This is a genomic window from Exiguobacterium sp. BG5(2022), assembly GCF_031844365.1.
GTDB classification, from domain to species: domain Bacteria; phylum Bacillota; class Bacilli; order Exiguobacteriales; family Exiguobacteriaceae; genus Exiguobacterium; species Exiguobacterium profundum.
This window is the reverse complement of the sequence record NZ_JAUZVB010000001.1, coordinates 14,394-40,385: the sequence shown is the minus strand read 5'-3', so window position 1 is coordinate 40,385 and position 25,992 is coordinate 14,394. Positions and strand designations below refer to the sequence as shown.

Genomic DNA, 25,992 nt, shown 5'->3' with positions numbered 1-25,992 from the left:
CGCTTCTTACTATAACAAAAAGAGAGGGATTCGGAACAATCCGAACCCTCCCTTCATCAAATCTCAATTTTTTTCACGCAATGCTTTCACTTGTTCCCGCACACTCTTCACACAGTCCGGCATCCCAATCCCGTCATAGGCGATTCCGGCGAGAATGACGCCTGGGTATACCCGGCTCATCTCGGCCCGGAGTGCTTTGACACGGTCCGCATGAAAGACCGCATAAGGAGGCAGTCCATCACGAAGTCGACTGACGACGGTTTGAATCGGCTCACGATGGATGCGCATCAGGCCTTGAAGATCGTGTAATGCTGTCTCGATGATTTCTTCATCGGATGCTTCGACAATTTCATCTGCCCCCGGGCGACCTAAAAAGACGCGAAGGACATGATATCCTTCCGGCACGGCATGTGGCCATTTCTGGTCGATGAACGTACATGCTGTGATCGTCACATCCGCTTCTTGACTCGTCACGAACCCTGTCCCGACAAAAGGAAGCTCAATATCTTCTTTTTTGAAGACAAGTGAGCACGTCGCCGTCGCATGCGGCTTCATATCCGCTAAGAAGTCACTATCGACTTTCGGGAGGAACTGACGTATGAGACGCGGTGGGACCGTCAACACGAGATGGTCCGTGTCGATATCTCCGCGATTCGTGAAGAGGCGGTACCCGTCCTCACGCTCGGATACTTGTTCAACGGAACAGTTTAATACGATTTCAGTTCGGTCCAACCGTTCTGCCAAGCGGTCCGTCAGTGATTTGAGTCCACGTTTCAACGAGGCGAACTGACCAACCTTCTTCGCCCCGACTTCCGCGACTCGTTGTTCAGGACGTAAGTGTCGCATCCCTTCATACAAGTTGCCGTATTTCTTTTCTCCCTCGATGAACTGTGGGAATGTCGACATCGCACTCATTTGATCGATGTCTCCGGCATAGATACCGGAGAGTAACGGTTCAATCAATCGATCGACAATCGGATCTCCGACACGCTCACGAAGGTACAGACCGAGTGAAACGTCCGAATCAGGTGCTTTTACATTCGGTGGTGACAGCAACATCTGTTTCAAGTCCTCGTGCTCTTCTTCCGAAAGCAACGTCGTTTCACGAAACGCATTGACGTCGAGCGGGATCCCCATCACTGTCTGCTTCGGAATCGGATGGAGCCCGTCATGATGAAGGACGTAAGCCTGACCGACTCCATTGCGGACAAGTTCATCGCCTAAGCCGACGTCTTCAATCAATTCCGTCATCGCAGTCTTACGAAAGACATACGAGTCCGGACCACGCTCCACCGCAAACTCGCCCGTCTCATACGTATCAATCTTTCCTCCGAGGCGATCGGTCGCCTCGAGCAACGTGATGGTCACGTCTTCCGGCAAATAACGCTCCGCATAAAAAGCGGCGGTGAGACCTGTGATCCCACCACCGACAATCGTGAATTTACGCATGATGCACAATCACGCTTTCCATTCGATCCGCGATGGCTTCGATGAAGCTTCGCTCTGCATTTGGCATAGCTGGGCGTGCGTAGTGAACACCGAGGCGGTCACAGACAACTTTACACTCGACGTCGTTATCGAACAATACTTCGAGATGATCTGCAACAAAGCCAACCGGCGTATAGACGAACGCCTCGTAGCCATGCTTTTCATAAAGTTCAGCCGTCAAATCCTGAACATCCGGTCCGATCCATGGGTCCGGCGTATTTCCTTCTGACTGCCAACCAATCTCATAATGCGGGACGCCTGTTTCAATGGCAATTTTATCAGCTGTTTCTTTCAACTGATCCGGATACGGGTCGCCACCAGCCAAGATTTTCTCAGGAAGACTATGCGCTGAAACGATGAGACATGTCTTTTCAGCCGGTACAGGCAATGACGCATACGTATCGTTAATCGCATTCGCCCACCATTTGATAAACTTCGGCTCATCATACCACGACTCTACCGAACGAATGTCGATGCCATACTTCGCGGCCTCTTCATGGGCACGTCCGTTGTATGATTTGACGCTGTATGATGAGTAATGAGGTGCTAAGACAACCGATACCGCCTCTTTAATGCCGTCGTTCGCCATTTGCGCGACCGCATCTTCTACGAACGGTTCGATATGTTTTAGTCCGATATACAGTTTGAACTCGATCTCACCCACATGACGCTCGTTCAAGATGTCACGAAGCGTCTCTGCTTGATCGATTGTAATTTTCGCGAGTGGAGATACGCCACCAATCGCCTCGTAGCGTTCCGTTAAATCTTGAAGTGCTTCCGGTGACGGTTTGCGTCCGTAGCGAATGTGCGTGTAATACCGCTCGATATCTTCCGGTCTGTACGGTGTGCCGTACGCCATGACAAGTAGTCCGACTGTTTTCATGATTCGTTGCCTCCCATTTTTTCGCGTGAATAATCGTGAATGAATGCCGTCAATTTGACGAGTACGGCCGGGTCGACTTCAGGGAACACCCCATGTCCCAAGTTGAAGACGTAACCTGGCTGTTTCATTCCTTCATCTAAAATTTCCTTTACCTTCTCTTCGATGACCGGCCATGGAGCTAACAAGAACGACGGGTCTAAGTTTCCTTGAACCGCCTTTGTGATGCCACGGTCCCGTGCTTCCTGTACTGACAGACGCCAGTCAAGTCCGACCACATCAAGGGGAAGGTCGTGCCATTCCTCGATTTGATGACTCGCTCCGACACCGTGCATGATGAGCGGAATGTCGAGTGAACGTAGTTCTTTAAAGATACGCTCCGTCGTCGGTTTGATGTAACGTGCATAATCTTTGCGGCTGAGCGTCCCGACCCACGAATCAAACAATTGGAACGCTTGAATGCCGGCATCCGCTTGCGCCTTCGCATACGTGATGACCATGTCGCCGAGTTTTTCCATCAATGCATTCCATACATCCGGTTCTGCATACATGAGTGCTTTCGTACGATGGTAGTTCCGCGACGGTCCCCCTTCGATCATATAGCTCGCCAATGTGAACGGTGCGCCTGAGAAGCCGATAAGCGGAACTTCTAGTCGTTCCCGTAGTAGACGAATCGTGTCAAAGACGTATGAGATATCTTCCGGGTTTAACGGTTTCAAACGTTCCACATCTTCCATCGTTCGATACGGATTGTCGATGACCGGTCCAATCCCGCTCTTGATCTCGACATCGACTCCCATAGACGGAAGTGGCGTCATAATGTCCTTATATAGAATGGCCGCGTCGACTCCGAGTTGTTTCACCGGAAGTTCCGTGACATATGCACAAAGTTCAGGATCATGCGTGATCTCGAATAGTGACCTCGTCTTTTTAATCTCTCGATATTCCGGTTGGTAGCGTCCGGCTTGGCGCATATACCACACAGGTACATAGTCTGTCGCCTCTCCTTTAAACGCTTTTAAAATAGTATCGTTCATACGTCGCGTCATTCCCCTCTAAATTTCTCCTACACTCTTTATTCTCGTGTTTGTGAACTCAAAAACATTATACAGAAATTAATTAGAATTATGCTAATGTGAAGCATTTTCATTGTGTTTTCTTTGTGTCATTTTTTTGTCGGAAATGTTCGGAAGGCAGAATTCAATTGACCTCGAATCAAATCATCACGCTGTTTTGTCGACAATCGTCGTTCTCGTTCCTTAATATCTTGAATTCGCCATCCATCCTCTAGTTTAGTCGCCACTTCGACCAAACGTTCCACGTCATGGAAAGAATATTTACGTGAACCACCTTTTGTCCGTTCCGGAAAGACGAGACCTTTTGCTTCATAATACCGGACTTGACGCTCCGAAAGTCCCGTCAATTCAGTCACAACGCCAATCCCGATCACTTTCTTCGATTTATAGTCCATTCAGCCTCGCCTCCTTAATAAAAAAACTATGTCAGATAATCTGACAAAATGCAATCCAGCATGAATTTTTCGTTTTACACTGAAGTCAACTTTTGGAAAGCACCTAAGAAAAAGGAGGGCATGAACATGGAAGACATTCTCTATTATATGGACACGCTGTATGTACTCATCGCTGCATTGCTCGTATTGACGATGCAATTAGGTTTCGGATTACTCGAGACAGGGACGCTTCGGGCGAAGAACGCCGGTCACGTCGCGGTCAAACAAATTATCAGCCTCTCTGTGGCGGCACTCGCTTTTTGGGCGGTCGGGTTCGGTCTCTCGTTCGGTGACGGGACGACTTGGTTTGGGACAGAAGGATTCTTCTTAAGCGGATCATTCACAAGTCTCGACTGGGCGAACGTCTCCATCGACATTAAATTCTTATTCCAGTTATCATTCGTTGCAGTTTCCCTTGCCATCGCGTGGGGTGGATTTGCGGAACGGGCTAAGCTTTCTGCCTACGTTCTGTTCGGTATCTTCTTCGTTGCCATCCTCTACCCAATCGTCGCTCGCTCAGTATGGGCTGGCGGGATGCTTGGATCGATGGGGATGCAAGACTTCGCCGGATCAGCGGTCGTTCATCTTCAAGGTGGGATGGCAGCGCTCATGGCGACAATCATCTTGAAACCACGTCGGAAGACGGAATCACTCGCTGGTCATAACCACGTGTTGACGGTCGTCGGTGGACTCGTGCTTTGGCTTTGCTGGTTCGGATTCAACGCCGGTTCGACGATGTCGGTCGCTGACGGATTCTTCGGTTACGTCGCGTTGACAACAATGCTCGCCACAGCAGCCGGTGCACTCGGTGCTCTTGCAATCGTCATGCTCCATCGGAAGACGGCAGATATCCCGACAATCGTGAACGGAGTACTCGGAGCACTCGTTGCCATCACGGCAGCATGCGCGTTCGTCGAACCGTGGGCAGCTGTCGTCATCGGTGCACTCGCATCTGTTGCAACATACGGAACGAGCATCTTGATGGCGAAGTATGTGGATGACCCGCTCTGCGCCTTCTCCGTACACGGAGTCGCTGGGATCATCGGAACACTCGCACTCGGTTTCTTCGCATCTCCTCGACTCGTTGAGATTACAGGGATCGGTTCTGCTGGACTCTTCTACGGTGGCGGATTGACACAGCTCGGTGTGCAGACACTCGGTGTATTGATCGCGATGGTCATCGCCGGTGGTGGAAGTTATGCCTTCTTGAAACTTCTCGACGTCACAATCGGACTCCGTGTCACAGAAGAACAAGAAGATGTCGGCCTCGACATCGCAGAACATGGTGTATCAGCATACGGTGAAGTCGAAGAAGCAACTGAGAAACCAGGACGCCTCCCGAAGATTCTCGGTTCGAGCGTATCCGTCATGTCACCTAAAAAATAATCTAATCACGTGAGAAGGACATCCCGCACAGGATGTCCTTCTTTTTATTTTAATCGACTTAAGTAATAGCGTGTGACCAAGATAGACAAGACCAACCCGACCGCCGCATCCCATGTGGCACCGAAAGCGACAGATGCAATCACTAGAGCGACGGACTGGATGACGAGCAGTCGCATCGCCCACCACGAATACCCTGCGATTCGCTCATCGCGTGTAATCGGTAGCCAGGAAACAATGGAAATCGCTTCTAACCGTTTAAATAAAGGAACGAGCTGTAACGCGGTCAAGCCTACAAAGAGTGGCGTAACCAAGCCGACGTACCATCCTCCCGACATCCACATGACAATGAGCGCCACTACGGTCAAACGCAGAATTAAATCAAGTGAGTCGTTCGAACGGAGAATACGAAGTCCGTACACGTAACGTGAAGCGTCCACGCGCCGTAGGACCCGATTTTCTAGAAGCCGAGTCAATAGCCGGCGCTCTCGAACCTCTTCTTTCAAGGTCGGCAAATCGACGAACCAGCTGATCACCCGTTCAAATTGTGCCCGACTCTTCTCTTCGAGTGACAACCAATGGAGAAGCGGAATCCGCTCATTACGCTTCAGATGCAAGAGAATGAAGGGAGCGAATGCGGGGATCCATGCCCACTGTGTCCAATTCATCAATAACAAGACACCACTTCCAAGTGCAAACGGCAGGATTGTCCATTCGCGCACTCCTTCCACTTTTGCCAACCGACCTGCAGCTGACAACATGACCATCGTCACGACGAAGGATAATACTTCAATACTCGAATAACTCTCTGTCCGTACGAGGAGCGGAAGTAAAACGAGCAGGAAGAGCAATCCACGTAGTGCAGCAAAAACAAGATTAAACAAACGCACCCCGATCATATAGGAACGAATATCTCCTAACTCTGGAAGTAAAAACACTTGATCCGCCTCCTGGACGAATGTTCGCGGGCGATGACCGAGCGGCATGATTAAAAGGACCGCCGCAGCAATCCACGTCCCGGGGAATGTCCCATCGATTCGTTCTAAGAAGCTATTGTAGACGAACGCCCCGTAAATCAAGGTGAAATAGAGCGTGAACAGCAGTCCCCCGTTTGCAACGTAGCGACTGTACTTGACGACCTCTTCCATCCAGGTCCCGAGCCTTGCTGTAAATCGATTCATGACGACCGTTCCTCCGACGCGATTGCTTCTACATATATGTCATCAAGTGTCGCATCAGGTGACAATCGATACACGTCACGCAACTCCGCCGCTGTTCCGCTTGCGATGACGACTCCTTGATGGAGGAAGACGAATCGGTCGCAGTGCCGCTCTGCCGTTTCGAGGATATGGGTGGACATTAAAATCGCACAGTCTTGTTTATATTCATCAAACAACTGAAGCAATTGACGAATCGCTAGTGGGTCGAGACCGACAAATGGTTCATCAACAATCAAGAGCGGCGTTTTCGTCACGAGCGCACACAAGATCATCGCTTTTTGACGCATCCCTTTTGAAAAGACGGAAGGGAACCAGGCGAGTTGTTTTTCCATTCGCATCTCTTTTGCCAAACGTTTCGTACGCGCAGCCAACTCTTCCGGATTCACATCGTACGCCTTCCCCATTAATTCAATATGTTCTTGCAAGGTTAACGTCTCATACAATATCGGTGTTTCCGGTATGTAACTTACTTTTTTACGATAGTTCTTTTCAGAAGAATTTAATGTCTCACCATCAATTTCGATTTTTCCGGAGAGGGGTGACAATAACCCCAAAATGTGTTTGATCGTCGTCGATTTTCCAGCTCCATTTAGCCCTATCAACCCAACGAGCTCCCCTTTTTTTACTTCAAACGAAATGTCATGCAAAACTTGTTTACCGAGATATCCGCCGTTCAATCGATCGACGTGCAGCATGAAAACCACACCTTTCATTTTCATCTTTTTTTCGTGGTATATGTTTTAAATGTTGTCACATGGGAATAATCTGAACTGTAAGGCATTTTAAAATAAACATCAATACTTCCATTGTTCCACAAAATCGTTGTAAAGAACAATGGGCAAAAAGAGGAAGGAGAAATGAATGATGGGGTTTATTCTTTATTTGATTATCGGGGGTATCATCGGTTGGTTAGCAGGATTAATTTTAGGTAAGGACGTACCAGGTGGAATCATTGGTAACATCATTGCGGGGATTATCGGTGCATGGTTGGGTGGACTTATCTTTGGTAACTTCGGACCAATCGTTGCGGATATCGCGATTATCCCAGCTCTTATCGGTGCGATTATCCTAATCTTGATTGTATCGTTCGTTATGAAATCAATGCGTAAAAAATAAGATTATGTATCGGAGGGGCTTCCATTATGGAATGTCCCTCTTTTTTCATTGGATCAGTAAATACATTGCGTCGTTCTTTTCGATAAACTGTTTCTCGGTCTCAAGACCAAAGAACGTAAAGAATGATTCGAAGAACGATTGACCGTAATCCCACTCTGTTCCGAGTGGGTGTTCCGACTTCGCTTTCGGTTCACCGAGGAGGGCAATCAAATCATCCGGTCGTTTATCGAGGTCGACCCGAATCGATTCCACTTCCTCATCTTTAAACGTGACAGCCAATCGCTCATAGTCCCATTTTCCTTCACGCTTTCCAGCCGGTTCACCAAGCGTTTCTTGAACTTGCTGACTCGACTGCCCAATTAAAGAATCGACCGTTTCGAGTGAGTGACCCGTTTGCGCCTCCACTTCAATTTCAATCAACTCAGCCCTCTTCAAATCAAATTGTCCGGCAATGGCTTCGTTCGATTCAGGCATAAGGGCATACTCAATGGATTTAGAAGATATCAATTGAATCGTTTCGGTTTCCGTGACCGTCTCTCCATTTGTCACCGCTACCGCTTTGACATCATATTGTCCCGGCATCTGTTCAAACGATAACGTATCATCGGCTTCATCAATCCGTCCTACCTGTTGTCCATCAATCCAAATATTCGTCAATGGTACATCCGAGGTCACATCAATCCGTTGTGGGAGTAGTTCAATTCGATAGTCAGAAAAGCCATACCGTCCTTCCCCCGTGTCGATCAAACGAAATAATCCGTCCGCCTCCATACCCGACGTTCGGTTGGCTCGGTCTTTCGCAACTTCTGCGATAGCCTCTCCTCGAATGGACTTTTCATCGTTCAACCACCCCATGAATCGTAGAGCCTCCGCTCTCGATAAAGGTTCTCCAAGATATTCGACTTTCTCCTCAAAAAAGGTACGGTCTTCTTCTAATAAGGCCTCTTTGAATGCGACGTGAATTTTATCTTGTTCTGCCGCCGGCTTGTATGCATATATATAGAAAACAATGGCTCCAACTAGAATCGTGAAGCTAGAGATCAAAAGAAAGACTTTCGGACTCCGCTCTTTTTTTCTACTTCTCGTATAGGGCATGTGCTCACCTCCTTTGCGCTCACTTATCTTCATTATAGAAGGAATCCATCTCGCTTCCTATCGTTCTTGCGCCCGAACTTCCGTGTTATGATGGAACAGAAACGACATTTAAGAATGGAGGAATGAAGATGCATACAGATCCGACCTGTATCTTTTGTAAAATTGCAAAACAAGAAATCCCATCCTATCGGGTATATGAAGACGAAGCGGTCGTCGCTTTCCTCGACCTTTCTCAAGTGACGAAAGGACACACGCTCGTCATCCCAAAACATCATGCGAAAAACGTATATGAATTGCCGGAAGACGTGGCGGCAGATGTCTTTAAACGCGTCCCGACCATCGCCAAAGCGATTCAACGTGAAACGGGTGCCATCGGAATGAACGTCTTATCGAATGCCGAAGAAGTTGCCGGACAAACGGTGTACCACTTCCATATCCATTTGATTCCGCGCTTTGGACACGAGGATGGATTTGGTGCGCAGTGGATCACGCAAAACGGCGCCTTCACGTCGGAAGAACTCACTACCCTTGCATCGAACATTCATGCCCACGTATAAACAGACAGAGACCCGTCGACGACGGGTCTCATTTATGATTGATTGATTGAATCACGGTGGCGTTTTCGTTCCTCTTCCAATTGCGCACGCTCGACCTGAAGCTTAATTGCCACTTCGTATAGCTGTTGACGCGTCTTGACAGATGTCGCTTGTTCAAATTCTTTTCGTAATTTCGTTAGACGGGCATCTATTTCAAGCATCCGCTTTTCTAGCATCGATTCTTCACGTGCCTGTTCCGTTTGCTTCGACGCCTCGTATCCCGCCTCTAGTGTATTTATAATGGATTCGGCCCAAGTGTCATCTCCCAGTCGTTTCGCAGCGAGATACAGGTCAAGCATGTCATCTACCCAACGCTTCGCTTTCTCCACTGAGGATCACCTTCCTTTACCTGTATTTTAAAATAAAATGATTTTTCGGTCAAAAATGAATGTTCTGAAAAATTTTATTTGCGATATAGGTTTTTAATCACTCTTTTTTGGTAAAATAATATGAAAAGAATGTAATTCTGATTATCCGAGCTTGAGGAGGGGAATGAATTGTCGAGTCGCCAACGTCGAGATTGGATTGTTTTCGGCTTTGTTTTAGCATTTTTAGGAGTCGCCACAGTGAAGAAACTGGCGCAAGGAACTGCAAATGATGCCGCTGCTCAACAACATCGAGCATCCACAATCACTACGCTAAAAGAACAATTTGGGAATGTGGCGAAACATGCATCGCAGGTTGCCGCCGCAGGAAAACTGCAAGGAAAAGAATTGACTGACCAAGTGAAAGCCGAAGTCGAACGCTATCAACAAGACATTCAGCCTTCAGTCGAGCGCATCCAAGGGAACCTTCAGGAACTCTCGAACGTACAGTCTGCTATGACTGACAAAACCGTCAATCAAACACAGTGAGTGTTTGAGGTCATCGTCCGTCGATTACATTTGACTTTTTATCCGGAAAGGATGGATCGAGATGGAACACGAAAAAGAATTCACTGGCCCTGAGGCCATGCTCTATAGCCACAAAATCATTCAATTGAGTAAAGCTTTGTGGAAAACCGTCGAAAAAGACTGGCAAAACTGGATCAAACCGTTCGACTTAAATATCAATGAACACCATATCTTATGGATTGCCCACGCTTTAGGCGGTGCATCGATTTCAGAAATTGCGAAATATGGCGTCATGCACGTCTCGACTGCTTTCAACTTCTCGAAGAAGTTAGAAGATCGTGGATTACTTACGTTTTCTAAAAAAGAGACGGACAAACGAAACACGTACGTTCAATTGACACCTGAAGGCGAATCGTTATTACTCGAAACGATTCACGCCTTCGACCCAGAAGGGAACGGCGTATTCCGCGCTTCCCTTCCGCTCCAAGAACTGTATGGAAAGTTCCCTGACTTAACAGATATGACGGCTATCGTGCGTCGCTTGTACGGGGATAACTTTATGGATATCTTTGCGGAAACGTCAAAAATGATCACAGAAGAGGCAGGCAGACGCCCTGATGAGGATGAACTCAGTCAAGAAGCCTGACCTGCCGATAAAGTGGTTCTGTGACGTCTAACTCGATTCCTTGTCGGACACATGCCTCAAGAATCGTTTTGACGTCAAGTCTCACATCTAACATACCTGCAAAATGGACGAGCAATGGTTCTATGGACGTGTATCCGTAGCGCAATTGCTCGTTTTGCTGCGCCCGAATCTCCTCAAGCAATTGATAAAATGACTCGACTTCTTGTTTCGTCAAATTCGCTCGAATCACCTCATATTCGAACGGACGGTCTGTCCAATCGACAATCTCGAGTAAGATCTTCATCTGATAGGCTAAATGCTCGACCTTCTCCTCTAGTGACACTTCCCTCACCCCATCATTTCACATTCTATTTCATCATTATACGACAGGATTGTGTGCTATGATACTGTACAGACAAGAGAACAGCTGTCATGATTAGGAAAATGTGATATAGTCGGACTTAGAAACTTTAAAGAATTATTAGGGGTGGAATACATGTCAAACGGAATGACGAACGAACCAAAAAAGCAAGATAAAAAATTCTCAACTGGCGCAATCGTCGGTGCATCTGCAATCGCACTCATTATCGGTGCTGGCGGTACGTATGCGGCAACGAACGCAGGCGGCGGAGAGTCAGATAATTCAGCAGTCGTCACATACAAAGGCGGCGAAATCACACGCGGTGAAATCGCGGATATGAGCTATGACCGCATGGTACCACAACTCGCATTCCAAGAGACGATGAATGCACTTCTTGAAAAAGAATACGGTGACCAAGTCGACCAAGAAAAAGTAGATGAAGAGTTCAGCAAGACAGAAGAACAGTTCAACTCAGAAGAAGAGTTCGAACAAGCGATTCAACAAGCCGGCATGAGCGGTACGGAAGAGTTTAAAGAAGCGCTTCGCGGACAGATGCTCGTTGACGCTGCGAAATCGAAACTTGTCGATGTGACCGATGAAGAAATCGAAGCACAGTTCGCAAAAGAGAACGTGGAAGTGGAAGCTAGCCACATCCTCGTTGAAACAGAAGAAGAGGCACAAGACATCATCAAAGAGTTGAATGACGGTGCAGACTTCGCTGAACTTGCGAAAGAAAAATCAACGGATACTGGTTCAGGAGAACAAGGTGGAGAACTCGGTTTCTTCTCTGCTGGTAAGATGGTACCTGAATTCGAAGAGTACGCATTCAAAGAAGATGTCGTTGGTAAAATCTCTGAACCGGTTCAATCTCAGTTCGGTTTCCATGTCATCAAAGTGACAGACCGTAAAGAGAAAGACTTGAAACTCGAAGACGAGAAAGATCGTATTCGTGAAGAATTGGCAGCTGAAAAATCAGCTTCTGTCGATGCGAACAAAATTTACGCTGAGTTGATTGAAAAATACAACGTTGACGTAAAAGATGCAAAAGCAGAACAACAATTTGACGCTGTTAAAGAAGCGATTAAAAACGCAGACGAGTCTTCAGAAGAACCTGCAGCAGAATCAACTGAACAGTAATCACAAAGGGGCACTCCAGCAATGGAGTACCCCTTTTCGTTGGTCACCTGTTATAAATTCGGGCGATAGAAAGCACGGTTATCGAGCGCCATGACACGCTCCGTGAACATTCCGGGCTCGACCCCTTCATACGCTTTCTCAAACATGTTCATGCGCGCATCAATATTATCAATGAAGAATAACATCTCCGCTTCAGGTAATTGTGGCGCATTCGCAGATCCCCATTCCGGCTTCCCGTGATGGCTTAAGACGAGATGTTGCAACAAGGTCGTCACTTCGCGGTCCGTTCCAAGTTCCCGTGACACAACTTCAAGTTCCGATGCCATAAGTGACAAATGACCGAGTAATTTTCCTTCGAGTGTGTATTCTGGCGTAATCGCATCAGACAATTCGATGACTTTCGCCAAATCATGCAAAATCACACCCGCAATCAAAAGATCACGATTCAAGGATGGATACAGTTCACACATCGTATCCGCGAGCTTCAACATCGACATCACATGAAATGCCAGTCCCGAATAGACCGCGTGATGATGTCGAACGGCAGCCGGATACGTGAAGTATGCCTCTTCATGACGATTGACGACTTCCTCGACAAGACGGCGAATCTCATCGTGTTGAAGTGACGTGATGAATCCACGAATCGTCTTCTCGAGCTCTGACTTCGGAATCGGAGCCGATCGGACGTATGGTGCGATGTCTATTTCCTGCTCGATGATTGAAATTTGTTTTAGTTTCAACTGGGTGCGCCCCCGATAGTCCATCACTTCCCCTGCCGCATGGACGATTTTTTTCGTCGCATACTTCTCGGTATCGGCACTATCCCATAATTTCGTTTCGATTTCACCACTCTCGTCGCAAAGGATTAATGTTAAATAAGGTTTCCCGTTCCCGGCAAGTCCCTTATACGATTGTTTGATCATGACATATTGGTCTAGCGTGTCGCCCACTTTGAGCTGACCGATTTTTGTCGTCAATGAAAGCACCTCTCTCTTGTTCAGTACCTTCATCTTAACGAAAGTTTGAGACAGATGCCAACATTCCTGACAATTTGGGAATACTATCAATATAGTGAATTGGAGGAATGGATGATGAAATGGGATTGGTATACACGACCGGAAGATTATATTCATGTTGATCAGCTATATGCTCAAGCCTATACGTATTGGCTTGAACAATTGACGACCTCAAATGTGACGAAGATTGTCGTCGAGAATGGATATATGTATGGTTCACTCACACTCGACTATGAACAGTTAGAACGGGAACCACAAAAAATTGGACATTACTTCATTGGACCTGATTTTTTATGGACAATCGGCTTTGATGATTTGCACCATGAGTCCGTTTTCGCCAAACAATGCGATTCTCCAATCGAGGCGTTTTATGAGTTGCTTGCCGAACGGATGAACAACTACTTTCACGGTATCGATGAGTTTGAAGAACGTTTGATGGCAGCTCAACGTGAAATGACGGGACAAGTTCCCGCTACGTTCATGAATGAGATTTTTGGTCTTCGCAGTGAGATTGAACGGTGGTCGGATACGGTCACTCCATATAAGGAGCTTGTCATGGCGGGACGAGAAGCTTTTTTAACGATCGATTTGCAGCAGTTAAAATCGTATCAACTTGCCGATTATCGAGTCAATCGATTGCTGACACTCATCAATCATTATCAAGAAGACGTGATTGCGATGACAGATCTCGCCTCCACCCTGTCGAACTTTCGAGGGAACGAAATCATGAAGGCACTAACCGTCTTCACCGCGCTGACGACTCCCGTCGTTGCATTCGGTGCGGTTTGGGGAATGAACTTTAAAAATATGCCTGAACTGGAATGGCCGCTTGGATATGGATTCGCCTGGCTCATGATTCTTCTCTTCACGCTCATCATCCAAGTGTGGCTGAAACGGAAGAATTGGATCGGGTCATTGCTACAGTTTCCGAATCAGACGACTTCAACGAAACATCGGTCAAAACAAAAAACTCAAAAAACGAACAAAAGTTCGGTATAATGAAAGAAAAGTGATTCACACAAGAAAGGTGATGTTATGGAACGACTCATCATTCATGTGGACATGGACGCATTTTATGCCTCTGTCGAACAGCGTGACCGTCCTAACTTACGAGGAAAGCCCGTCATCGTCGGAGGCCCTCCCCACAGCCGCGGGGTCGTCGCGACATGTTCCTATGAGGCGAGGAAATACGGCGTACACAGCGCGATGTCATCACGTCGCGCTTTTGCCTTGTGTCCCCATGCGACGTTTATCAAACCACGGTTTCATGCCTATCGACAAGTCAGCGCACAAGTGATGGAGATTTTTAAGTCGGTCACACCGCTCGTCGAACCACTCTCGCTCGATGAGGCTTACCTCGATGTGACGGAGAATTCGTTATTGAGTACATCCGGACCCTTTATCGCCCGGTATATATTAGGCGAGATTAAGCGTCGCACCGGTCTCACCGCATCTGCCGGAGTCGCACCGTCAAAATTTGTCGCGAAAATCGCTTCAGGATATGAGAAACCAAATGGACTCACGGTCGTTCCGCTTGATGAAGTGGCAACCTTTCTGGCTCCCCTCTCCATCGAAGCCATGCATGGAGTCGGAAAAGTGACCGCCCAAACGCTTTATAAAAGTGGTTATCGTACGATCGGTGACCTTCAACAAACTCGTCCTGAGCAACTGAAAGCCATCTTTGGACACGATCGTGGGCAACAACTATATGAACTGGCACACGGACGTGATACGCGTCCTGTCGTGGCCACGCGAGAGCGTAAGTCGATTGGGTCAGAAACGACGTTCGCATTTGATATCGATGACCCGGAAGAAGTGTTCGAACGGGTCATCCCAGAGATGGAGGACGTATTGCGTCAGCTCGATCGCCGCGACTTGAGCTGTCAAACGGTCACCATCAAAATAAAGACGAGCGAGTTTCAGGCTCGGAGTCATCAAATCAAATTAAACCACCCGACGCATGACCATGATGAGATTAGACGACTTGCCAGACGTCTTTTCGACGAGATGAACGTCATCGAGCCCGTCCGTTTGATCGGATTGACCGTATCCGATTTGATTCCCCGAACTGAATCGACACGACAGCTGACATTCGACGAACTGACAAAACCTTCTCTTGAAGAATGAATGACCATTCATTAAAATGAAGAAAAGGGGGTCGTGTGAATGGAAACATACACGGTGACAGGATTTGAAAATGATGGCACGCTCGTATTGAATGAAATGTTCGAAGCGAACGACGATCAGTCGGCCAAACAACAAGGACTCGACATGCTTCGTGCTGCTGGACATGAGCATAAAGGGGCGCGTATCGTACGACGGGGGCAACTCATCTACTTCGAGCGTTGCAAATTACCGGGTAAATTGAAAGGGACAGCATCTTAACAAAAGTAGACCAGGACAATGATTGTCTTGGTCTACTTTTTCATTCACCATATTTTTCATTCCACGCATCCTGCCATTCTTGAAGATCGGGGTGAATATCCTCAAGCGATTCTCCGCTCAAACTATATCCGTTCCCTGAACCTGATCCATCTGTCACGGGGAATGATGTCCCGCCGATGACCTTTCCATCCACGATCATTACCGAGACAGCAATCTGACCGGCGGGAGATTGCTCACCAATCGGATGATCTTTCACCGTAAAGTTTTCGTAGTAGATGGTCTTACCCACGTATTCATCCGGTGATACGGTTTGTAGTCCCCAAACGTTCCGTTCACGATCCTCTGCCAGTTCCTCTAAGGTTAAAGTACTCGTATGCTCTCCTTCAAAAGAAACGATCGAGTACTGTTGCTCCTCGAGATACGCTTCGGCCACCTTCCCGCTCTGCGTCATCTCAGGTTCTGGTTCCGTCCCCACTTCTTTCCCACATGCCACAAGAAAGAGACAGAAGAAAACCAATATCCATTTTTTCATCATCGCCCGCCCTTTCATTTGCTGATACGTCTATTTTCGATACTCGTCCCCAAACCTCCTATTCAAAATGGGAAGAGGATGAGAATCATCAAAATTCCTACGATTCCCGTGATGAGTTGTAACGGCACACCGACTTTGATAAAATCCATGAACCGATAGTTGCCGATACTAAAGACCATCGCATTTGTCGGAGATCCGAATGGGGTCATAAAAGCGAGTGATGCCGAGATGGCGACCGCAACGACGAATGGAACCGGACTGACAGTCATCGATTCGGCGAGTGCAATCGCTAAGGGGACAAACAAAATAGCGGTCGCTGTATTCGAGATGATTTGACTAAGGAGCATGGTCGAGACGAATAAGACGACGAGTACCCATATAGGACCAAAGTCGGCAAACGTCCTTTCAATCCATTCAACGACCCATCCCATGATTCCCGCCTTTTCAAGCGCCGTTCCTACCGGGATCATGGCCGCAATCAAGACGAGCGAGGACCATTGAATAGATTGATAGGCGACGTCCATCTGTCGGACGGCCCCACTCAACACCATCGCTAGCGCAGCCATCCATACGGCAACGGTCGGATCGACCCATTCGAATATGAACATGAGCAACAACATGAGCATGATGATGCCTGCTGCAAGCTGATGACGCCCCGATACGACTCGATTGGCTACCTCGGTCACCCGTTCATTTGATAACAGGTCATGTGTCTCTCTTTCCATCCGCTCTAAATCATCCCATGTCCCCTGTACCATCAACATGTCTCCTTGCTTCAACGGGGTGTCTGTCAATCGCACGTGTGCGATCTCTTCTTGTGGTCGGATGACTTTTAAGACATTGACATGAAATTGATTACGTAACTGACTCTCACCGATACGCTTCCCGATTAATCGACTCACCCCTGGGACCGTGAACAGGAGAACCCCTCCGGTTTGATCATCTACACGGGTGGCCTCAATCGGTTCAAATGGTATCTGTTCTTTTTCAGAAAAGTTCCGAACGTGCCGTTCCTCACCGCTGACAAGTAATTCCCCCGCACGTAGTACGGTGTCTGCATGAGCCGTCTCATGATGGTGCCGTCCATGAACTCGTTCCTTCAAGACTATAACCCCTTCATGAGACCATGAAAGGTCACGTAACTGTTTCCCAATTAACGGATGACTCTTTGCAATCGACATCACATAGACGTTTGGACGCAATGGCTCACTTATCTCCGTCTTCAACCACAGTTTCGCCCCTTCTTGATGGAGTAAGCGATTCCCGATTAGACGGAAATAGATCAATCCAATCACCATCACGACCAGACCAATTGGAAACAATGAAAAGAATCCGAGCGGTTCATCCACGAGGCCGCGGAGTGCTTCTGCCGCAACGAGATTGGGAGGTGTCCCAATCAGTGTCATCGTTCCACCGATGCTTGAAAAAAAGGCGAGTGGCATGAGATAAGAATCCATAGATTGTTGGATTTTTCGTGCCATTACCATCACAACAGGAATGAGCAAAGCGACGGTCCCCGTATTGGACATGACACTCGACAAGAGCGTCACCGTCAACATAAACAGATAGAATAAACGCGTCGCATTCCCTCCCGCGTATGGAACAAGCAAAGAAGCCAACCGTTCCGCCAGACCAGAATGAAACAATCCCGCTCCGACCACGAACAGTCCAGCAATCATCAAGACGACCGGATTGGAGAAACCAGCCATCGCCTCACCTGGGGTCAATTGTTGTGTGAGCACGAGGCAAACAAGTCCAATCAATGCCACTAAATCCGCCCGTAACCATCCTGCTATGAAAAAGAAAATCATCCCTAAAAGGATTATCACCGTGATCATGCTGATTCACCCTTTCGCTATTGTCACAATTTCATTATAACCCACTTTATGTAAGCGCTTACTTAAAGCGTGTGACAATCTCATCAACAAAAAAACGGATGGCTCTAAAGCCATCCGCACATCATTTGTTATTGAACTTCGTTTTCGTTCACCATCGGGGCATAAAGCTCCTCGAGTGGTTTCATGATGATTTTCGTCACTTCTGTAACGAGTTGGTGCATGCGTTGCTCTTCTTGCATGAGCTCCATGATCAATTCGTTCTGTTGAACGTTCATCATTTTCGTTTGCGCATCCATCATTTCCTGCTCAGAGATTTCCTCTCCTTGCATCTGCTTTTGTTGAAGCGTCATTTGGATGTTACGGAAGTCAGCGAACAACTGGTTCGCTTCCGCATCCGCATTGACACGATCGTATAAAGAAGAGAGTGTTGTGAACTCTTCAGAATCGCGAAGTGCTTTCTCCAATTGGTAAGCTTGATCGTACAAGTTTGTTTGTGACATGTAACGTCCTCCTAAATGCTATTAGGGCATAGAGCCATCACAAGATGGCAATCAACCCTTGAATCAACCCAATCATACCACCTAACAGAGCACCAAGCCATGTTATTGCCCGAAACTCTCGTTTCGAAATCGATAAGACGATCTCTTCAAGGTACGACGTGTCGAGTGATTGGACCTGCTCTTGCACAATCTTATCAATCTTTAATCGGTCCATAATCGTCTCCATTTGGTTCGTGAAGCGCTCAATGACAAGCGTGACACCTTGTGGAACAAGTTCGTCGACAACGCGGGATTCGACGGACTGTGTATACGACGATATCGGACGATCCAATAATTGTCCGATTGGCAAACGAGATACGACTTGGTCTGTGATGCCATCGATGAGTCGTGCTTCAAGTCGATCATCGATCAGTGTATCGACCGTCTTCTCACTGAATCGCTCAAATTCACGCGTAATCATCGTCGTCATTCCGTCACGGGTCGATTGACCACGTAAGATGTTGACGATTTCTGGCCGAACCATCTCGACAAAGTTCATGTTTTGAATGAACCCTGCGATAAATCCGAGACGACGCTGGACGAACGAGTCAACCATGTGACGAAGTTGCGCCTCACCTTCAGGAGAATAGAAATATTCCTCTGATTTGACGAGAAGCGCCTCCACGATTTCAGGAATGACCACTCGTACACGGTCCATCCCTTCTTCTCCAAGTAACTCAAACAGCTTTCGTTCTTTCACTTCAGCCATGACGTTCGATAGCTCGTCACGTAGTTTGTCATCTGCTAGCGTGAGGAATCGTGCCTCTGCGTTCGGATAGAGGGGTTCCAATAGCTCGCGAACCGTCTTATCCGAGCGTAACATCGTCTGAACCTCTTGTTGCGCAAAGTGCGTAATATGCGTCGTCACTTGGTCATCTAGCAATCGCTTCCGCATACCCTCTGGTGTCAATAAATGTTTGACGACCGTCTTCCCTAAACTAGATGCCAGTTCATCTCGACGTTTCGGAATAAGTCCTGGTGTAAAAGGAATCCGGAATGAACCGATGTATTTCGGTTCGTGTGGTCGGAACAACATCTTGATGGCGAGAAAGTTGGTCACGCCCCCGATGGTCGCCCCGATCAATATCATGAGTAAAATCTTTAATAACCCGTCCAAACTGCAAGCCTCCGATCTGAAATATGATACATTGTTGTTGAGGTGATAGTATTGAATACGTTTGATCGTATTAAATCGATTTTTCCGACTGCTGTCCATCGGTCGGAAGATGCATCTGGTGACCTTGATTGGTTCGAGACGCAAGATGGTACCCTATTCGGACTCCCCGCGTTCGAACTGAGCGAACGCGAACAAAAGCTGTTGGCGCTGTGGGCGACGCCAATCCTTCAATCTGATCCCCATCAGCGAAAATGGCAAGCAACCCTTCAAGATGAGACGTTTCGTTTTGAGCAACCGTTTCGGCTCATCTCTCTTTCTCTCCAAGAAGCGGAAGAAGAAGCGTTCGAATCCTTCGTTAGTATCGTCCGTGACTTTATGCCGCATGCCGAGGTCATCTTGATGTCGACACGACATATCGAGCTGATTGAACAAAATCCATTCGTCGATCTTCAGGAGTTTGAGGACGTATTGCGCGCCATTGCGAGTGACTGTTTCATCGAGGCGCATGCGATCTATAGCGAACGTCCGCAAGGCTCGCTCGTCCATGTGTATCGTCAACATCAATTACTCATGCCATACGCACGTATGTCTACTAAAACTTACCCTGCTAGTCAATTATTATACCATTATTTACTACAACAGCAGGACTTAAAAGAGCGGATGTATATCACTGCCCCGTTAATGCAAATGCTCGATTTATCGACAATCGAATTATTAGAGGCGTTGTTTCGTCACTCGTTGAATGTCTCGCATACCGCCAAAGCACTGTTCATGCATCGAAACACGCTAAATTATCGGCTCGATCGTCTATTTGAGACGACGGGTTACGATGCTCGAACGTTCTATGACGCTAGCCTCCTTCAACTCATGGTCATGTTGCACAAATCCGATTAACGGTTTTTGTGCAACTTGTCCATATTCAATGCAAGCGGTTTCATCATATAATCGTTCTTGTAAGCGCTATTATATACACATAGATTCTTTAGGAGGCTAACGACATGGCAGAAATTCGTTTAGAACACATTGATAAAATTTACGATGGTGGCGTAAAAGCCGTCAGCGATTTCAACTTACACATCAAAGACCGTGAGTTCATCGTCTTCGTCGGACCGTCTGGTTGCGGAAAATCGACAACACTTCGTATGATCGCAGGACTTGAAGAGATTTCAAACGGAGACTTTATCATTGACGGGAAACGAATGAACGATGTCGCTCCTAAAGATCGTGATATCGCCATGGTCTTCCAAAACTACGCACTTTATCCGCACATGAGCGTCTACGACAACATGGCGTTCGGGTTGAAGCTCCGTAAGTTCCCAAAAGACGAGATCGATCGTCGCGTAAAAGACGCTGCCCGCATTCTCGGCTTGGAAGAATACCTCGAGCGTAAACCAAAAGCGCTCTCAGGTGGACAACGTCAGCGTGTTGCCATTGGTCGTGCGATTGTCCGTGACGCAAAAGTCTTCTTGATGGATGAGCCACTCTCAAACTTGGATGCGAAACTCCGTGTACAAATGCGTAAAGAGATCATCCAATTGCACAACCGCTTGGATACAACGACGATTTACGTTACCCATGACCAAACGGAAGCGATGACACTCGCTACACGGATCGTCATCTTGAAAGACGGAATCATTCAACAAGTCGGTTCGCCGAAAGAAGTATATGATCATCCAGATAACATCTTCGTCGCCGGCTTCATCGGTTCACCATCGATGAACTTCTTCCGCGGTACACTCGCAGAAGGCAAATTCATCACGAACGGTGAAGAAGTCAACGTACCAGAAGGAAAAATGAAGACGCTTCGTGATCGTGGCTATGTCGGAAAAGAGCTCGTCCTCGGAATTCGTCCGGAATCAATCCACGATGAGCCAATCTACATCGACTCACCAACGACACACACGTTCAAAGCGCACATCGATGTCGCTGAGCTCATGGGTTCTGAGTCTTACCTCTACGCTGAACTCGGTGGACAACAGTTCACAGCCCGCGTTGACGGTCGCTCGAACATCCACATGGGTGACGATGTTGAACTCGCACTCGATATGACAAAAGCACACTTCTTCGACGGAGAGACAGAACAAGTCATCCGTTAAGGTATACAAAAAACCTCGATTCGTCTGAATCGAGGTTTTTTCTTATCGAATCGCGTAACGCCGTTCGAGTTTGTGTTGACCGGCTTGGATCAAGGTCGATAAAATCCAGTAGATCGACGCCGAGAACAAGAGCAACGGCATGACTAAATACGTCGTGGCCGCAATTTGGTCAGACACGTACGTTAACTCCTGAACCGCGATGACCGAACCGAGTGACGTTGACTTGATGATGTCGATGACCGAGTTCGAGACAGGTGGGATGGCACGTGAGAGCGCCTGCGGGAAAATGATGTCTTTGAAGCGTTTCATTTTCGGAATACCGAGCGCGACACTCGCCTCCACTTGTCCTTTGTCGACCGAGTTGATGGCTGCTCGGAAAGCCTCTGAGATATAGGCAGCGAAGTGGAAGCCTAATCCAAAGATGAGCGCCTGCATCCCACTGAGTTGAACGAACCCGGTGAGCCCGACATACAAGATCAGCAACTGAAGTAAGAGCGGTGTTCCACGGAAGAACGAAATGTACGTCCGTGTGAACAACCGTACGATTTTAATCGGACTACTATGAAGTAAAGCGATGATCAGACCGAGCGCCAAGGCGAGAAGAATCGACAGGACACTGGCGATCAACGTGAGCTGGACGGCTTCAAGATAGACCGAGCGGTTATCTATGACGGTCGTGATCAGTTCATTCATTGACTGATATCCTCACCGAAGTACTTCTCACCGATTTCTTTCATCGTGCCGTCTTCTTTCATCTCTGCGAGCGCATCGTTCAACTTGTCTAGCACGTCGCTATCTTGACGTGTCATGAATCCAGCTTCACTTGTATTGAAGATGTCACCGACTGCTTTGACGTCATAGCCTGTTTTTTCGAGTTCCGTCAAGATGAAGAGACGGTCGTTGAGGGCCGCGTCCAAACGACCCACTTCGAGGTCTTGAAGGACTTGGTTCGCCCCTTTATAAAACTTGACTTCAGCGCCAGCTTCTTCAGCCATTTGCGCATAGACCGAACCTTGTGTCGATCCGACTACTTTTCCATCGAGGTCGTCAATGCCTTGGATTTCATTGTTGTCTGAACCGACGATGACTTGAGCTCCTGACACAGCGTACGGGTCAGAGAACGCATATTTCTCTTCGCGCTCAGGCGTGATGCTCATTTGGTTAGCAATCATATCGATACGCTCAGCATCGAGTGCTGGGACAAGTCCTTTGAAGTCCATTGCTTCGTATTCCACTTTGTAACCGGCACGTTCTGCCGCTTCGTTCAAGACGTCGATATCATATCCCATCAATTCACCTTTTTCTTTGTACGTGAATGGTGGGTATGTCGCCTCTGTTCCGACCGTGATGACCGCTTCGTCCGCTCCACTGTCTGTTTCGTTACCGCAAGCTGCAAGAAGCCCGACTGAAGCTCCGATTGCGAGTACGCTCGTTAATGTCTTTTTCATAATGATTCCGCCTTTCCTATAATCCTTATATGATTACACGGTTTTAAACAATATCCTCATCATACTGGCGCGATGTCTTCATGTCAAACAAAAAACATCACCCTATTTCTAGAGTGATGTTCCTCATCAATCAATCGCTTTCGCTTGTTTCATAACATCCGCTTCAATCGCTTCACGTTTTGCAGTCGTCTTCTCGGCACGATCCGCATGCACACTGAAATAAAACTTGATTTTCGGCTCGGTTCCAGATGGGCGAAGACAGAACCACGAACCGTCCGCAAAGACGAATTTCAAGACGTTTGATGATGGCAATTCAATCGTTTCCGATTTACCGGACTGTAAGTCGGTCGCCACTTGTTTCTTATAGTCTTCGAAACGAACGACTTCATATCCACCGACTTCTTTTGGCGGATTGGCACGGAACGCTTCCATCATCCGTCCGATTTGCTCGAGACCAGCTTTTCCTTTTAACGTCATCGACTGCAAGGACTCTTCGTAGAATCCATACTTCTCGTAAATCGACTGTAACGCATCATAAAGCGTCCGACCGTGCTGTTTATGATAAGCTGCCATCTCGGCTGCGAGTAAACAAGCCTGAACGGCATCTTTATCACGACAGAAGTCTCCAATCAAATAGCCGTAGCTTTCTTCATACCCAAAGAGGAATTCATATTCGCCTGATTCTTCATATTGTTTGATCTTCTCACCGATGAACTTGAATCCAGTCAACGTGTTTTCGAGATGTACGCCGTACGCTTTTGCAATCGCAGCACCGAGTTCAGACGTGACGATTGTCTTGGCGACAAATCCATTCGAAGGTAACGTACCTGTCTCACTCTTTTGCGACAGGATGTATTCCATTAATAGCGCACCCGTTTGGTTACCGGTCAAGACGAACCATTCCCCGTCCCGTCCGCGCACGGTTAAGCCAACACGGTCTGCATCCGGGTCCGTCGCCATGAGCAAATCAGCCTCGACCCGGTCCCCGTATTCCATCGCTAATTTAAATGCAGCCTTTTCTTCCGGGTTCGGATAACTGACCGTCGGGAACGCACCGTCTGGCTCTGCCTGCTCTTCTACGATGGTCACGTGCTCAAATCCATACGCCTTCAGCCCTTCCATGACCGGACGGCGTCCCGTCCCATGGAGTGGTGAATAGACAATCCGAAGCGGGCTGTCCTGTATGTCATGATGAATCCGAATCGACTGGAGCGCCTCCATATAGGCTTCATCGACTGATGAGTCAACTGTGAGGAGTAGCCCCGTTTGTCGGAGCGCCGCTTCATCTTCAATCTGAATTTTCAGCTCGTCTTCAATCGCATTGACGTACGTCACGAGTTCATCCGCTTCCGCTGGTGGAAGCTGTCCTCCGTCTGCCCCATATACCTTGAATCCGTTATATTCCGGTGGGTTGTGGCTCGCCGTGATCACGATGCCACCGAACGCATTTAAATGACGAACGGCAAACGACAGTTCAGGTGTGGCTCGCAAACTTGGGAACAAATACGTCTTGATTCCGTTTGACGCCAATGTCCGCGCCGCTTCTAATGCAAACTCAGGCGAAAAATGACGTGAGTCATGGGCGATGACGACGCCGTGACGTTTCGCATCTTCCCCTGATGCTGAGATAAAATCAGCAAATCCTTGTGACGCTTTTCGAATCGTATAGACGTTCATCCGGTTCGCACCTGGTCCGATTTCTCCACGCATCCCGCCTGTTCCAAACTCGAGCGTCTTATAAAATGCATCTTCTAATGTGGTTTCATTTTTTGCGAGTTCTTCAAGTTCCGCACGTAAATGCGGCTCGAGCCCTTCGAATTGATTCCAACGGTCATACGTTTGTTGCCATGTCATGATTCATTCCCCTTTCACCCTCAAAAAATTCAATCGAAGTACTCGCCAATTGCTTCCATCTTGTATACGATGAGAGTAACGAAACCTCGAGGTGATATTAATGTTTCCAACAATGCGTGCCCAAGAATTAAAACAAATCGTGCATACGAACTCGATTCGTTTCATCGATTGCCGATATTCGCTAAACGACGCGTCCTATGGTAAATATGTCTACCGAAAGGGACATCTTCCGAACGCTATCTTTCTCGATTTGATGGAAGACTTGTCCGGTCCGCTCGGCGAACACGGCGGACGTCATCCGCTCCCTTCGAAAGAAGCATGGACGGCAACACTTCGTCGCATCGGCTTGAAAAAAGAAGATTTGGTCATCATTTACGATGACGGCTTCCCATTCGCAGCCCGTGCATGGTGGCTCTTCAAATGGGCCGGTCACGAACGGGTCGTTGTGTTAGAAGGCGGTATCCAATCTGGCATCACTTATTGCGGTGAGACCACTACGGACGTTCCACACTATTCGACAAGCGACTATACGCCAGACTTCCAAGACCATATGATTGCGACACTCGATGAAGTGAAAGCTGCTGCGAGCGGCTCGCTCTATGATTCACGAACCGAAGATCGCTTCAACGGGTCACATGAACCAATCGACTCAAAAGCAGGTCACATTCCGAACGCATTGCTCTGCTCCTATGCCGAGGCCATCACAGAACTCGGGACGTTAGAAGACTTCCACGACTTAAAAGAACTGTATAAAGATGTTCTTCCCGTTGAGAACCCCATCTTTTACTGTGGTAGCGGTGTGACCGCCTGCGTCAATATTTTGGCGCTTCACGCTCTCGGAAAAGATGATGTCCGACTCTATCCGGGATCCTATTCCGATTGGATCAGCTATCCAGAAAACGAGGTCCACCCCTAAGGGTGGA

The 25,992-nt window shown here is 47.8% G+C and carries 29 protein-coding genes; 12 read left to right on the top strand and 17 right to left on the bottom strand.

Going from position 1 to position 25,992, the window contains the following annotated elements:
- Nucleotides 1–63 precede the first annotated feature (63 nt).
- The 4 genes from hemG to Q9R25_RS00250 all read right to left on the bottom strand — a co-directional run bounded on the left by hemG (nt 64) and on the right by Q9R25_RS00250 (nt 3,839).
- Nucleotides 64–1,449, bottom strand: a complete 1,386-nt coding sequence (hemG, locus tag Q9R25_RS00265) for a protoporphyrinogen oxidase (RefSeq protein WP_311282658.1) — start codon at nt 1,447–1,449, stop codon at nt 64–66.
- Nucleotides 1,442–2,371, bottom strand: coding sequence for a ferrochelatase (hemH, locus tag Q9R25_RS00260; protein ID WP_311282657.1), 930 nt, complete (start codon nt 2,369–2,371; stop codon nt 1,442–1,444). Before hemH ends, hemG begins: the two co-directional genes overlap by 8 nt.
- Nucleotides 2,368–3,417, bottom strand: coding sequence for a uroporphyrinogen decarboxylase (hemE, locus tag Q9R25_RS00255; RefSeq protein WP_015880943.1), 1,050 nt, complete (start codon nt 3,415–3,417; stop codon nt 2,368–2,370). The genes hemH and hemE overlap by 4 nt, the downstream gene beginning before the upstream one ends.
- 116 nt (nt 3,418–3,533) lie before the next feature.
- On the bottom strand, nt 3,534–3,839 hold the full coding sequence (locus tag Q9R25_RS00250) for a MerR family transcriptional regulator (protein ID WP_031421197.1): 306 nt from the start codon (nt 3,837–3,839) through the stop codon (nt 3,534–3,536).
- 120 nt (nt 3,840–3,959) lie between these two features.
- Here Q9R25_RS00250 and Q9R25_RS00245 point away from each other — a divergent pair, with 120 nt between their 5' ends.
- Nucleotides 3,960–5,264, top strand: coding sequence for an ammonium transporter (locus Q9R25_RS00245; RefSeq protein WP_251125220.1), 1,305 nt, complete (start codon nt 3,960–3,962; stop codon nt 5,262–5,264).
- Between the two features lie 44 nt (nt 5,265–5,308).
- On the opposite strand, the gene Q9R25_RS00240 is transcribed toward Q9R25_RS00245, so the two are convergent.
- Together Q9R25_RS00240 and Q9R25_RS00235 are read right to left on the bottom strand one after the other, a co-directional pair.
- On the bottom strand, nt 5,309–6,442 hold the full coding sequence (locus tag Q9R25_RS00240) for an ABC transporter permease (RefSeq protein WP_214691237.1): 1,134 nt from the start codon (nt 6,440–6,442) through the stop codon (nt 5,309–5,311).
- The gene (locus tag Q9R25_RS00235) at nt 6,439–7,176 is read right to left on the bottom strand and encodes an ABC transporter ATP-binding protein (protein ID WP_159563614.1); all 738 of its coding nucleotides are present in this window, start codon (nt 7,174–7,176) and stop codon (nt 6,439–6,441) included. Before Q9R25_RS00235 ends, Q9R25_RS00240 begins: the two co-directional genes overlap by 4 nt.
- A gap of 169 nt (nt 7,177–7,345) precedes the next feature.
- Here Q9R25_RS00235 and Q9R25_RS00230 point away from each other — a divergent pair, with 169 nt between their 5' ends.
- A complete protein-coding gene (locus Q9R25_RS00230) occupies nt 7,346–7,597 on the top strand; it encodes a GlsB/YeaQ/YmgE family stress response membrane protein (protein ID WP_047795606.1) in 252 nt (83 codons plus the stop codon).
- Between the two features lie 45 nt (nt 7,598–7,642).
- Here the strand turns inward: Q9R25_RS00230 and Q9R25_RS00225 are convergent, their stop codons facing one another.
- Entirely contained in the window at nt 7,643–8,692 is a 1,050-nt protein-coding gene (locus tag Q9R25_RS00225) for a hypothetical protein (protein WP_214691238.1), read from the bottom strand.
- Between the two features lie 128 nt (nt 8,693–8,820).
- Between Q9R25_RS00225 and Q9R25_RS00220 the strand changes: the two genes are divergently transcribed.
- Nucleotides 8,821–9,249 (top strand): HIT family protein, encoded by a 429-nt coding sequence (locus Q9R25_RS00220; protein WP_214691239.1) that lies wholly within the window; start codon nt 8,821–8,823, stop codon nt 9,247–9,249.
- A 32-nt stretch (nt 9,250–9,281) separates the two neighbouring features.
- Here the strand turns inward: Q9R25_RS00220 and Q9R25_RS00215 are convergent, their stop codons facing one another.
- A complete protein-coding gene (locus Q9R25_RS00215) occupies nt 9,282–9,617 on the bottom strand; it encodes a hypothetical protein (protein WP_215244165.1) in 336 nt (111 codons plus the stop codon).
- Nucleotides 9,618–9,785: 168 nt separating this feature from the next.
- Between Q9R25_RS00215 and Q9R25_RS00210 the strand changes: the two genes are divergently transcribed.
- Both Q9R25_RS00210 and Q9R25_RS00205 read left to right on the top strand, forming a co-directional pair.
- Nucleotides 9,786–10,142 carry a hypothetical protein gene (locus tag Q9R25_RS00210; protein WP_311282656.1) on the top strand — a complete coding sequence of 119 codons (357 nt, stop codon included), beginning with the start codon at nt 9,786–9,788 and terminating at the stop codon, nt 10,140–10,142.
- A 61-nt stretch (nt 10,143–10,203) separates the two neighbouring features.
- Entirely contained in the window at nt 10,204–10,767 is a 564-nt protein-coding gene (locus tag Q9R25_RS00205; protein ID WP_015880933.1) for an HTH-type transcriptional regulator Hpr, read from the top strand.
- Here the strand turns inward: Q9R25_RS00205 and Q9R25_RS00200 are convergent.
- Nucleotides 10,751–11,089 (bottom strand): DUF1878 family protein, encoded by a 339-nt coding sequence (locus Q9R25_RS00200; protein ID WP_235189241.1) that lies wholly within the window; start codon nt 11,087–11,089, stop codon nt 10,751–10,753. The genes Q9R25_RS00205 and Q9R25_RS00200 overlap by 17 nt on opposite strands.
- Nucleotides 11,090–11,242: 153 nt before the next feature.
- On the opposite strand from Q9R25_RS00200, the gene Q9R25_RS00195 reads away from it, so the two are divergent.
- Nucleotides 11,243–12,244, top strand: a complete 1,002-nt coding sequence (locus Q9R25_RS00195; RefSeq protein ID WP_196431491.1) for a peptidylprolyl isomerase — start codon at nt 11,243–11,245, stop codon at nt 12,242–12,244.
- A 50-nt stretch (nt 12,245–12,294) separates the two neighbouring features.
- Here the strand turns inward: Q9R25_RS00195 and Q9R25_RS00190 are convergent, their stop codons facing one another.
- On the bottom strand, nt 12,295–13,254 hold the full coding sequence (locus tag Q9R25_RS00190; RefSeq protein WP_311282655.1) for an HD domain-containing protein: 960 nt from the start codon (nt 13,252–13,254) through the stop codon (nt 12,295–12,297).
- Between the two features lie 81 nt (nt 13,255–13,335).
- On the opposite strand from Q9R25_RS00190, the gene Q9R25_RS00185 reads away from it, so the two are divergent.
- The 3 genes from Q9R25_RS00185 to Q9R25_RS00175 are packed head-to-tail and all read left to right on the top strand — an operon-like array spanning nt 13,336 to nt 15,645.
- Complete coding sequence (locus Q9R25_RS00185; protein ID WP_311282654.1) at nt 13,336–14,259, top strand: magnesium transporter CorA family protein; 924 nt, start codon at nt 13,336–13,338, stop codon at nt 14,257–14,259.
- A 36-nt stretch (nt 14,260–14,295) separates the two neighbouring features.
- Entirely contained in the window at nt 14,296–15,387 is a 1,092-nt protein-coding gene (gene dinB, locus Q9R25_RS00180) for a DNA polymerase IV (RefSeq protein WP_196431493.1), read from the top strand.
- Nucleotides 15,388–15,426: 39 nt separating this feature from the next.
- Nucleotides 15,427–15,645, top strand: coding sequence for a YhzD family protein (locus Q9R25_RS00175; protein ID WP_078146414.1), 219 nt, complete (start codon nt 15,427–15,429; stop codon nt 15,643–15,645).
- A gap of 40 nt (nt 15,646–15,685) precedes the next feature.
- Here Q9R25_RS00175 and Q9R25_RS00170 read toward each other — a convergent pair whose 3' ends face one another.
- The 4 genes from Q9R25_RS00170 to Q9R25_RS00155 all read right to left on the bottom strand — a co-directional run bounded on the left by Q9R25_RS00170 (nt 15,686) and on the right by Q9R25_RS00155 (nt 19,671).
- Complete coding sequence (locus Q9R25_RS00170) at nt 15,686–16,177, bottom strand: hypothetical protein (RefSeq protein ID WP_311282653.1); 492 nt, start codon at nt 16,175–16,177, stop codon at nt 15,686–15,688.
- 62 nt (nt 16,178–16,239) lie between these two features.
- Entirely contained in the window at nt 16,240–18,015 is a 1,776-nt protein-coding gene (locus tag Q9R25_RS00165) for an SLC13 family permease (RefSeq protein ID WP_196431495.1), read from the bottom strand.
- A gap of 128 nt (nt 18,016–18,143) precedes the next feature.
- On the bottom strand, nt 18,144–18,515 hold the full coding sequence (locus Q9R25_RS00160) for a YlbF family regulator (RefSeq protein ID WP_015880924.1): 372 nt from the start codon (nt 18,513–18,515) through the stop codon (nt 18,144–18,146).
- 37 nt (nt 18,516–18,552) lie between these two features.
- Nucleotides 18,553–19,671, bottom strand: coding sequence for a DUF445 domain-containing protein (locus Q9R25_RS00155; protein ID WP_230872852.1), 1,119 nt, complete (start codon nt 19,669–19,671; stop codon nt 18,553–18,555).
- A 42-nt stretch (nt 19,672–19,713) separates the two neighbouring features.
- Between Q9R25_RS00155 and Q9R25_RS00150 the strand changes: the two genes are divergently transcribed.
- Both Q9R25_RS00150 and Q9R25_RS00145 read left to right on the top strand, forming a co-directional pair.
- On the top strand, nt 19,714–20,565 hold the full coding sequence (locus Q9R25_RS00150) for a PucR family transcriptional regulator (protein WP_260563767.1): 852 nt from the start codon (nt 19,714–19,716) through the stop codon (nt 20,563–20,565).
- Between the two features lie 104 nt (nt 20,566–20,669).
- A complete protein-coding gene (locus Q9R25_RS00145) occupies nt 20,670–21,767 on the top strand; it encodes an ABC transporter ATP-binding protein (RefSeq protein ID WP_159563604.1) in 1,098 nt (365 codons plus the stop codon).
- 42 nt (nt 21,768–21,809) lie between these two features.
- On the opposite strand, the gene Q9R25_RS00140 is transcribed toward Q9R25_RS00145, so the two are convergent.
- The 3 genes from Q9R25_RS00140 to Q9R25_RS00130 form a co-directional block, all read right to left on the bottom strand.
- Entirely contained in the window at nt 21,810–22,460 is a 651-nt protein-coding gene (locus Q9R25_RS00140) for an amino acid ABC transporter permease (RefSeq protein ID WP_074037683.1), read from the bottom strand.
- Nucleotides 22,457–23,215, bottom strand: a complete 759-nt coding sequence (locus Q9R25_RS00135) for a transporter substrate-binding domain-containing protein (RefSeq protein ID WP_196431497.1) — start codon at nt 23,213–23,215, stop codon at nt 22,457–22,459. Before Q9R25_RS00135 ends, Q9R25_RS00140 begins: the two co-directional genes overlap by 4 nt.
- 126 nt (nt 23,216–23,341) lie before the next feature.
- Entirely contained in the window at nt 23,342–25,069 is a 1,728-nt protein-coding gene (locus Q9R25_RS00130) for a phospho-sugar mutase (protein ID WP_215244170.1), read from the bottom strand.
- Between the two features lie 100 nt (nt 25,070–25,169).
- Here Q9R25_RS00130 and Q9R25_RS00125 point away from each other — a divergent pair, with 100 nt between their 5' ends.
- Nucleotides 25,170–25,985, top strand: a complete 816-nt coding sequence (locus Q9R25_RS00125) for a sulfurtransferase (RefSeq protein ID WP_311282652.1) — start codon at nt 25,170–25,172, stop codon at nt 25,983–25,985.
- Nucleotides 25,986–25,992 lie beyond the last annotated feature (7 nt).

Bases quoted from the DNA above. Each gene is read 5' to 3' on its own strand.
- Q9R25_RS00125 (WP_311282652.1), top strand. From the start codon at position 25,170: ATGTTTCCAACAATGCGTGCCCAAGAATTAAAACAAATCGTGCATACG.
- dinB (WP_196431493.1), top strand. From the start codon at position 14,296: ATGGAACGACTCATCATTCATGTGGACATGGACGCATTTTATGCCTCT.
- Q9R25_RS00225 (WP_214691238.1), bottom strand. From the start codon at position 8,692: ATGCCCTATACGAGAAGTAGAAAAAAAGAGCGGAGTCCGAAAGTCTTT.
- hemE (WP_015880943.1), bottom strand. From the start codon at position 3,417: ATGACGCGACGTATGAACGATACTATTTTAAAAGCGTTTAAAGGAGAG.
- Q9R25_RS00195 (WP_196431491.1), top strand. From the start codon at position 11,243: ATGTCAAACGGAATGACGAACGAACCAAAAAAGCAAGATAAAAAATTC.
- Q9R25_RS00160 (WP_015880924.1), bottom strand. From the start codon at position 18,515: ATGTCACAAACAAACTTGTACGATCAAGCTTACCAATTGGAGAAAGCA.
- Q9R25_RS00140 (WP_074037683.1), bottom strand. From the start codon at position 22,460: ATGAATGAACTGATCACGACCGTCATAGATAACCGCTCGGTCTATCTT.
- Q9R25_RS00170 (WP_311282653.1), bottom strand. From the start codon at position 16,177: ATGAAAAAATGGATATTGGTTTTCTTCTGTCTCTTTCTTGTGGCATGT.
- Q9R25_RS00220 (WP_214691239.1), top strand. From the start codon at position 8,821: ATGCATACAGATCCGACCTGTATCTTTTGTAAAATTGCAAAACAAGAA.
- Q9R25_RS00230 (WP_047795606.1), top strand. From the start codon at position 7,346: ATGGGGTTTATTCTTTATTTGATTATCGGGGGTATCATCGGTTGGTTA.
- Q9R25_RS00145 (WP_159563604.1), top strand. From the start codon at position 20,670: ATGGCAGAAATTCGTTTAGAACACATTGATAAAATTTACGATGGTGGC.
- Q9R25_RS00250 (WP_031421197.1), bottom strand. From the start codon at position 3,839: ATGGACTATAAATCGAAGAAAGTGATCGGGATTGGCGTTGTGACTGAA.
- Q9R25_RS00185 (WP_311282654.1), top strand. From the start codon at position 13,336: ATGAAATGGGATTGGTATACACGACCGGAAGATTATATTCATGTTGAT.
- Q9R25_RS00235 (WP_159563614.1), bottom strand. From the start codon at position 7,176: ATGCTGCACGTCGATCGATTGAACGGCGGATATCTCGGTAAACAAGTT.
- Q9R25_RS00245 (WP_251125220.1), top strand. From the start codon at position 3,960: ATGAACATGGAAGACATTCTCTATTATATGGACACGCTGTATGTACTC.
- hemH (WP_311282657.1), bottom strand. From the start codon at position 2,371: ATGAAAACAGTCGGACTACTTGTCATGGCGTACGGCACACCGTACAGA.
- Q9R25_RS00205 (WP_015880933.1), top strand. From the start codon at position 10,204: ATGGAACACGAAAAAGAATTCACTGGCCCTGAGGCCATGCTCTATAGC.
- Q9R25_RS00240 (WP_214691237.1), bottom strand. From the start codon at position 6,442: ATGAATCGATTTACAGCAAGGCTCGGGACCTGGATGGAAGAGGTCGTC.
- hemG (WP_311282658.1), bottom strand. From the start codon at position 1,449: ATGCGTAAATTCACGATTGTCGGTGGTGGGATCACAGGTCTCACCGCC.
- Q9R25_RS00130 (WP_215244170.1), bottom strand. From the start codon at position 25,069: ATGACATGGCAACAAACGTATGACCGTTGGAATCAATTCGAAGGGCTC.
- Q9R25_RS00135 (WP_196431497.1), bottom strand. From the start codon at position 23,215: ATGAAAAAGACATTAACGAGCGTACTCGCAATCGGAGCTTCAGTCGGG.
- Q9R25_RS00165 (WP_196431495.1), bottom strand. From the start codon at position 18,015: ATGATCACGGTGATAATCCTTTTAGGGATGATTTTCTTTTTCATAGCA.
- Q9R25_RS00190 (WP_311282655.1), bottom strand. From the start codon at position 13,254: ATGAAGGTACTGAACAAGAGAGAGGTGCTTTCATTGACGACAAAAATC.
- Q9R25_RS00175 (WP_078146414.1), top strand. From the start codon at position 15,427: ATGGAAACATACACGGTGACAGGATTTGAAAATGATGGCACGCTCGTA.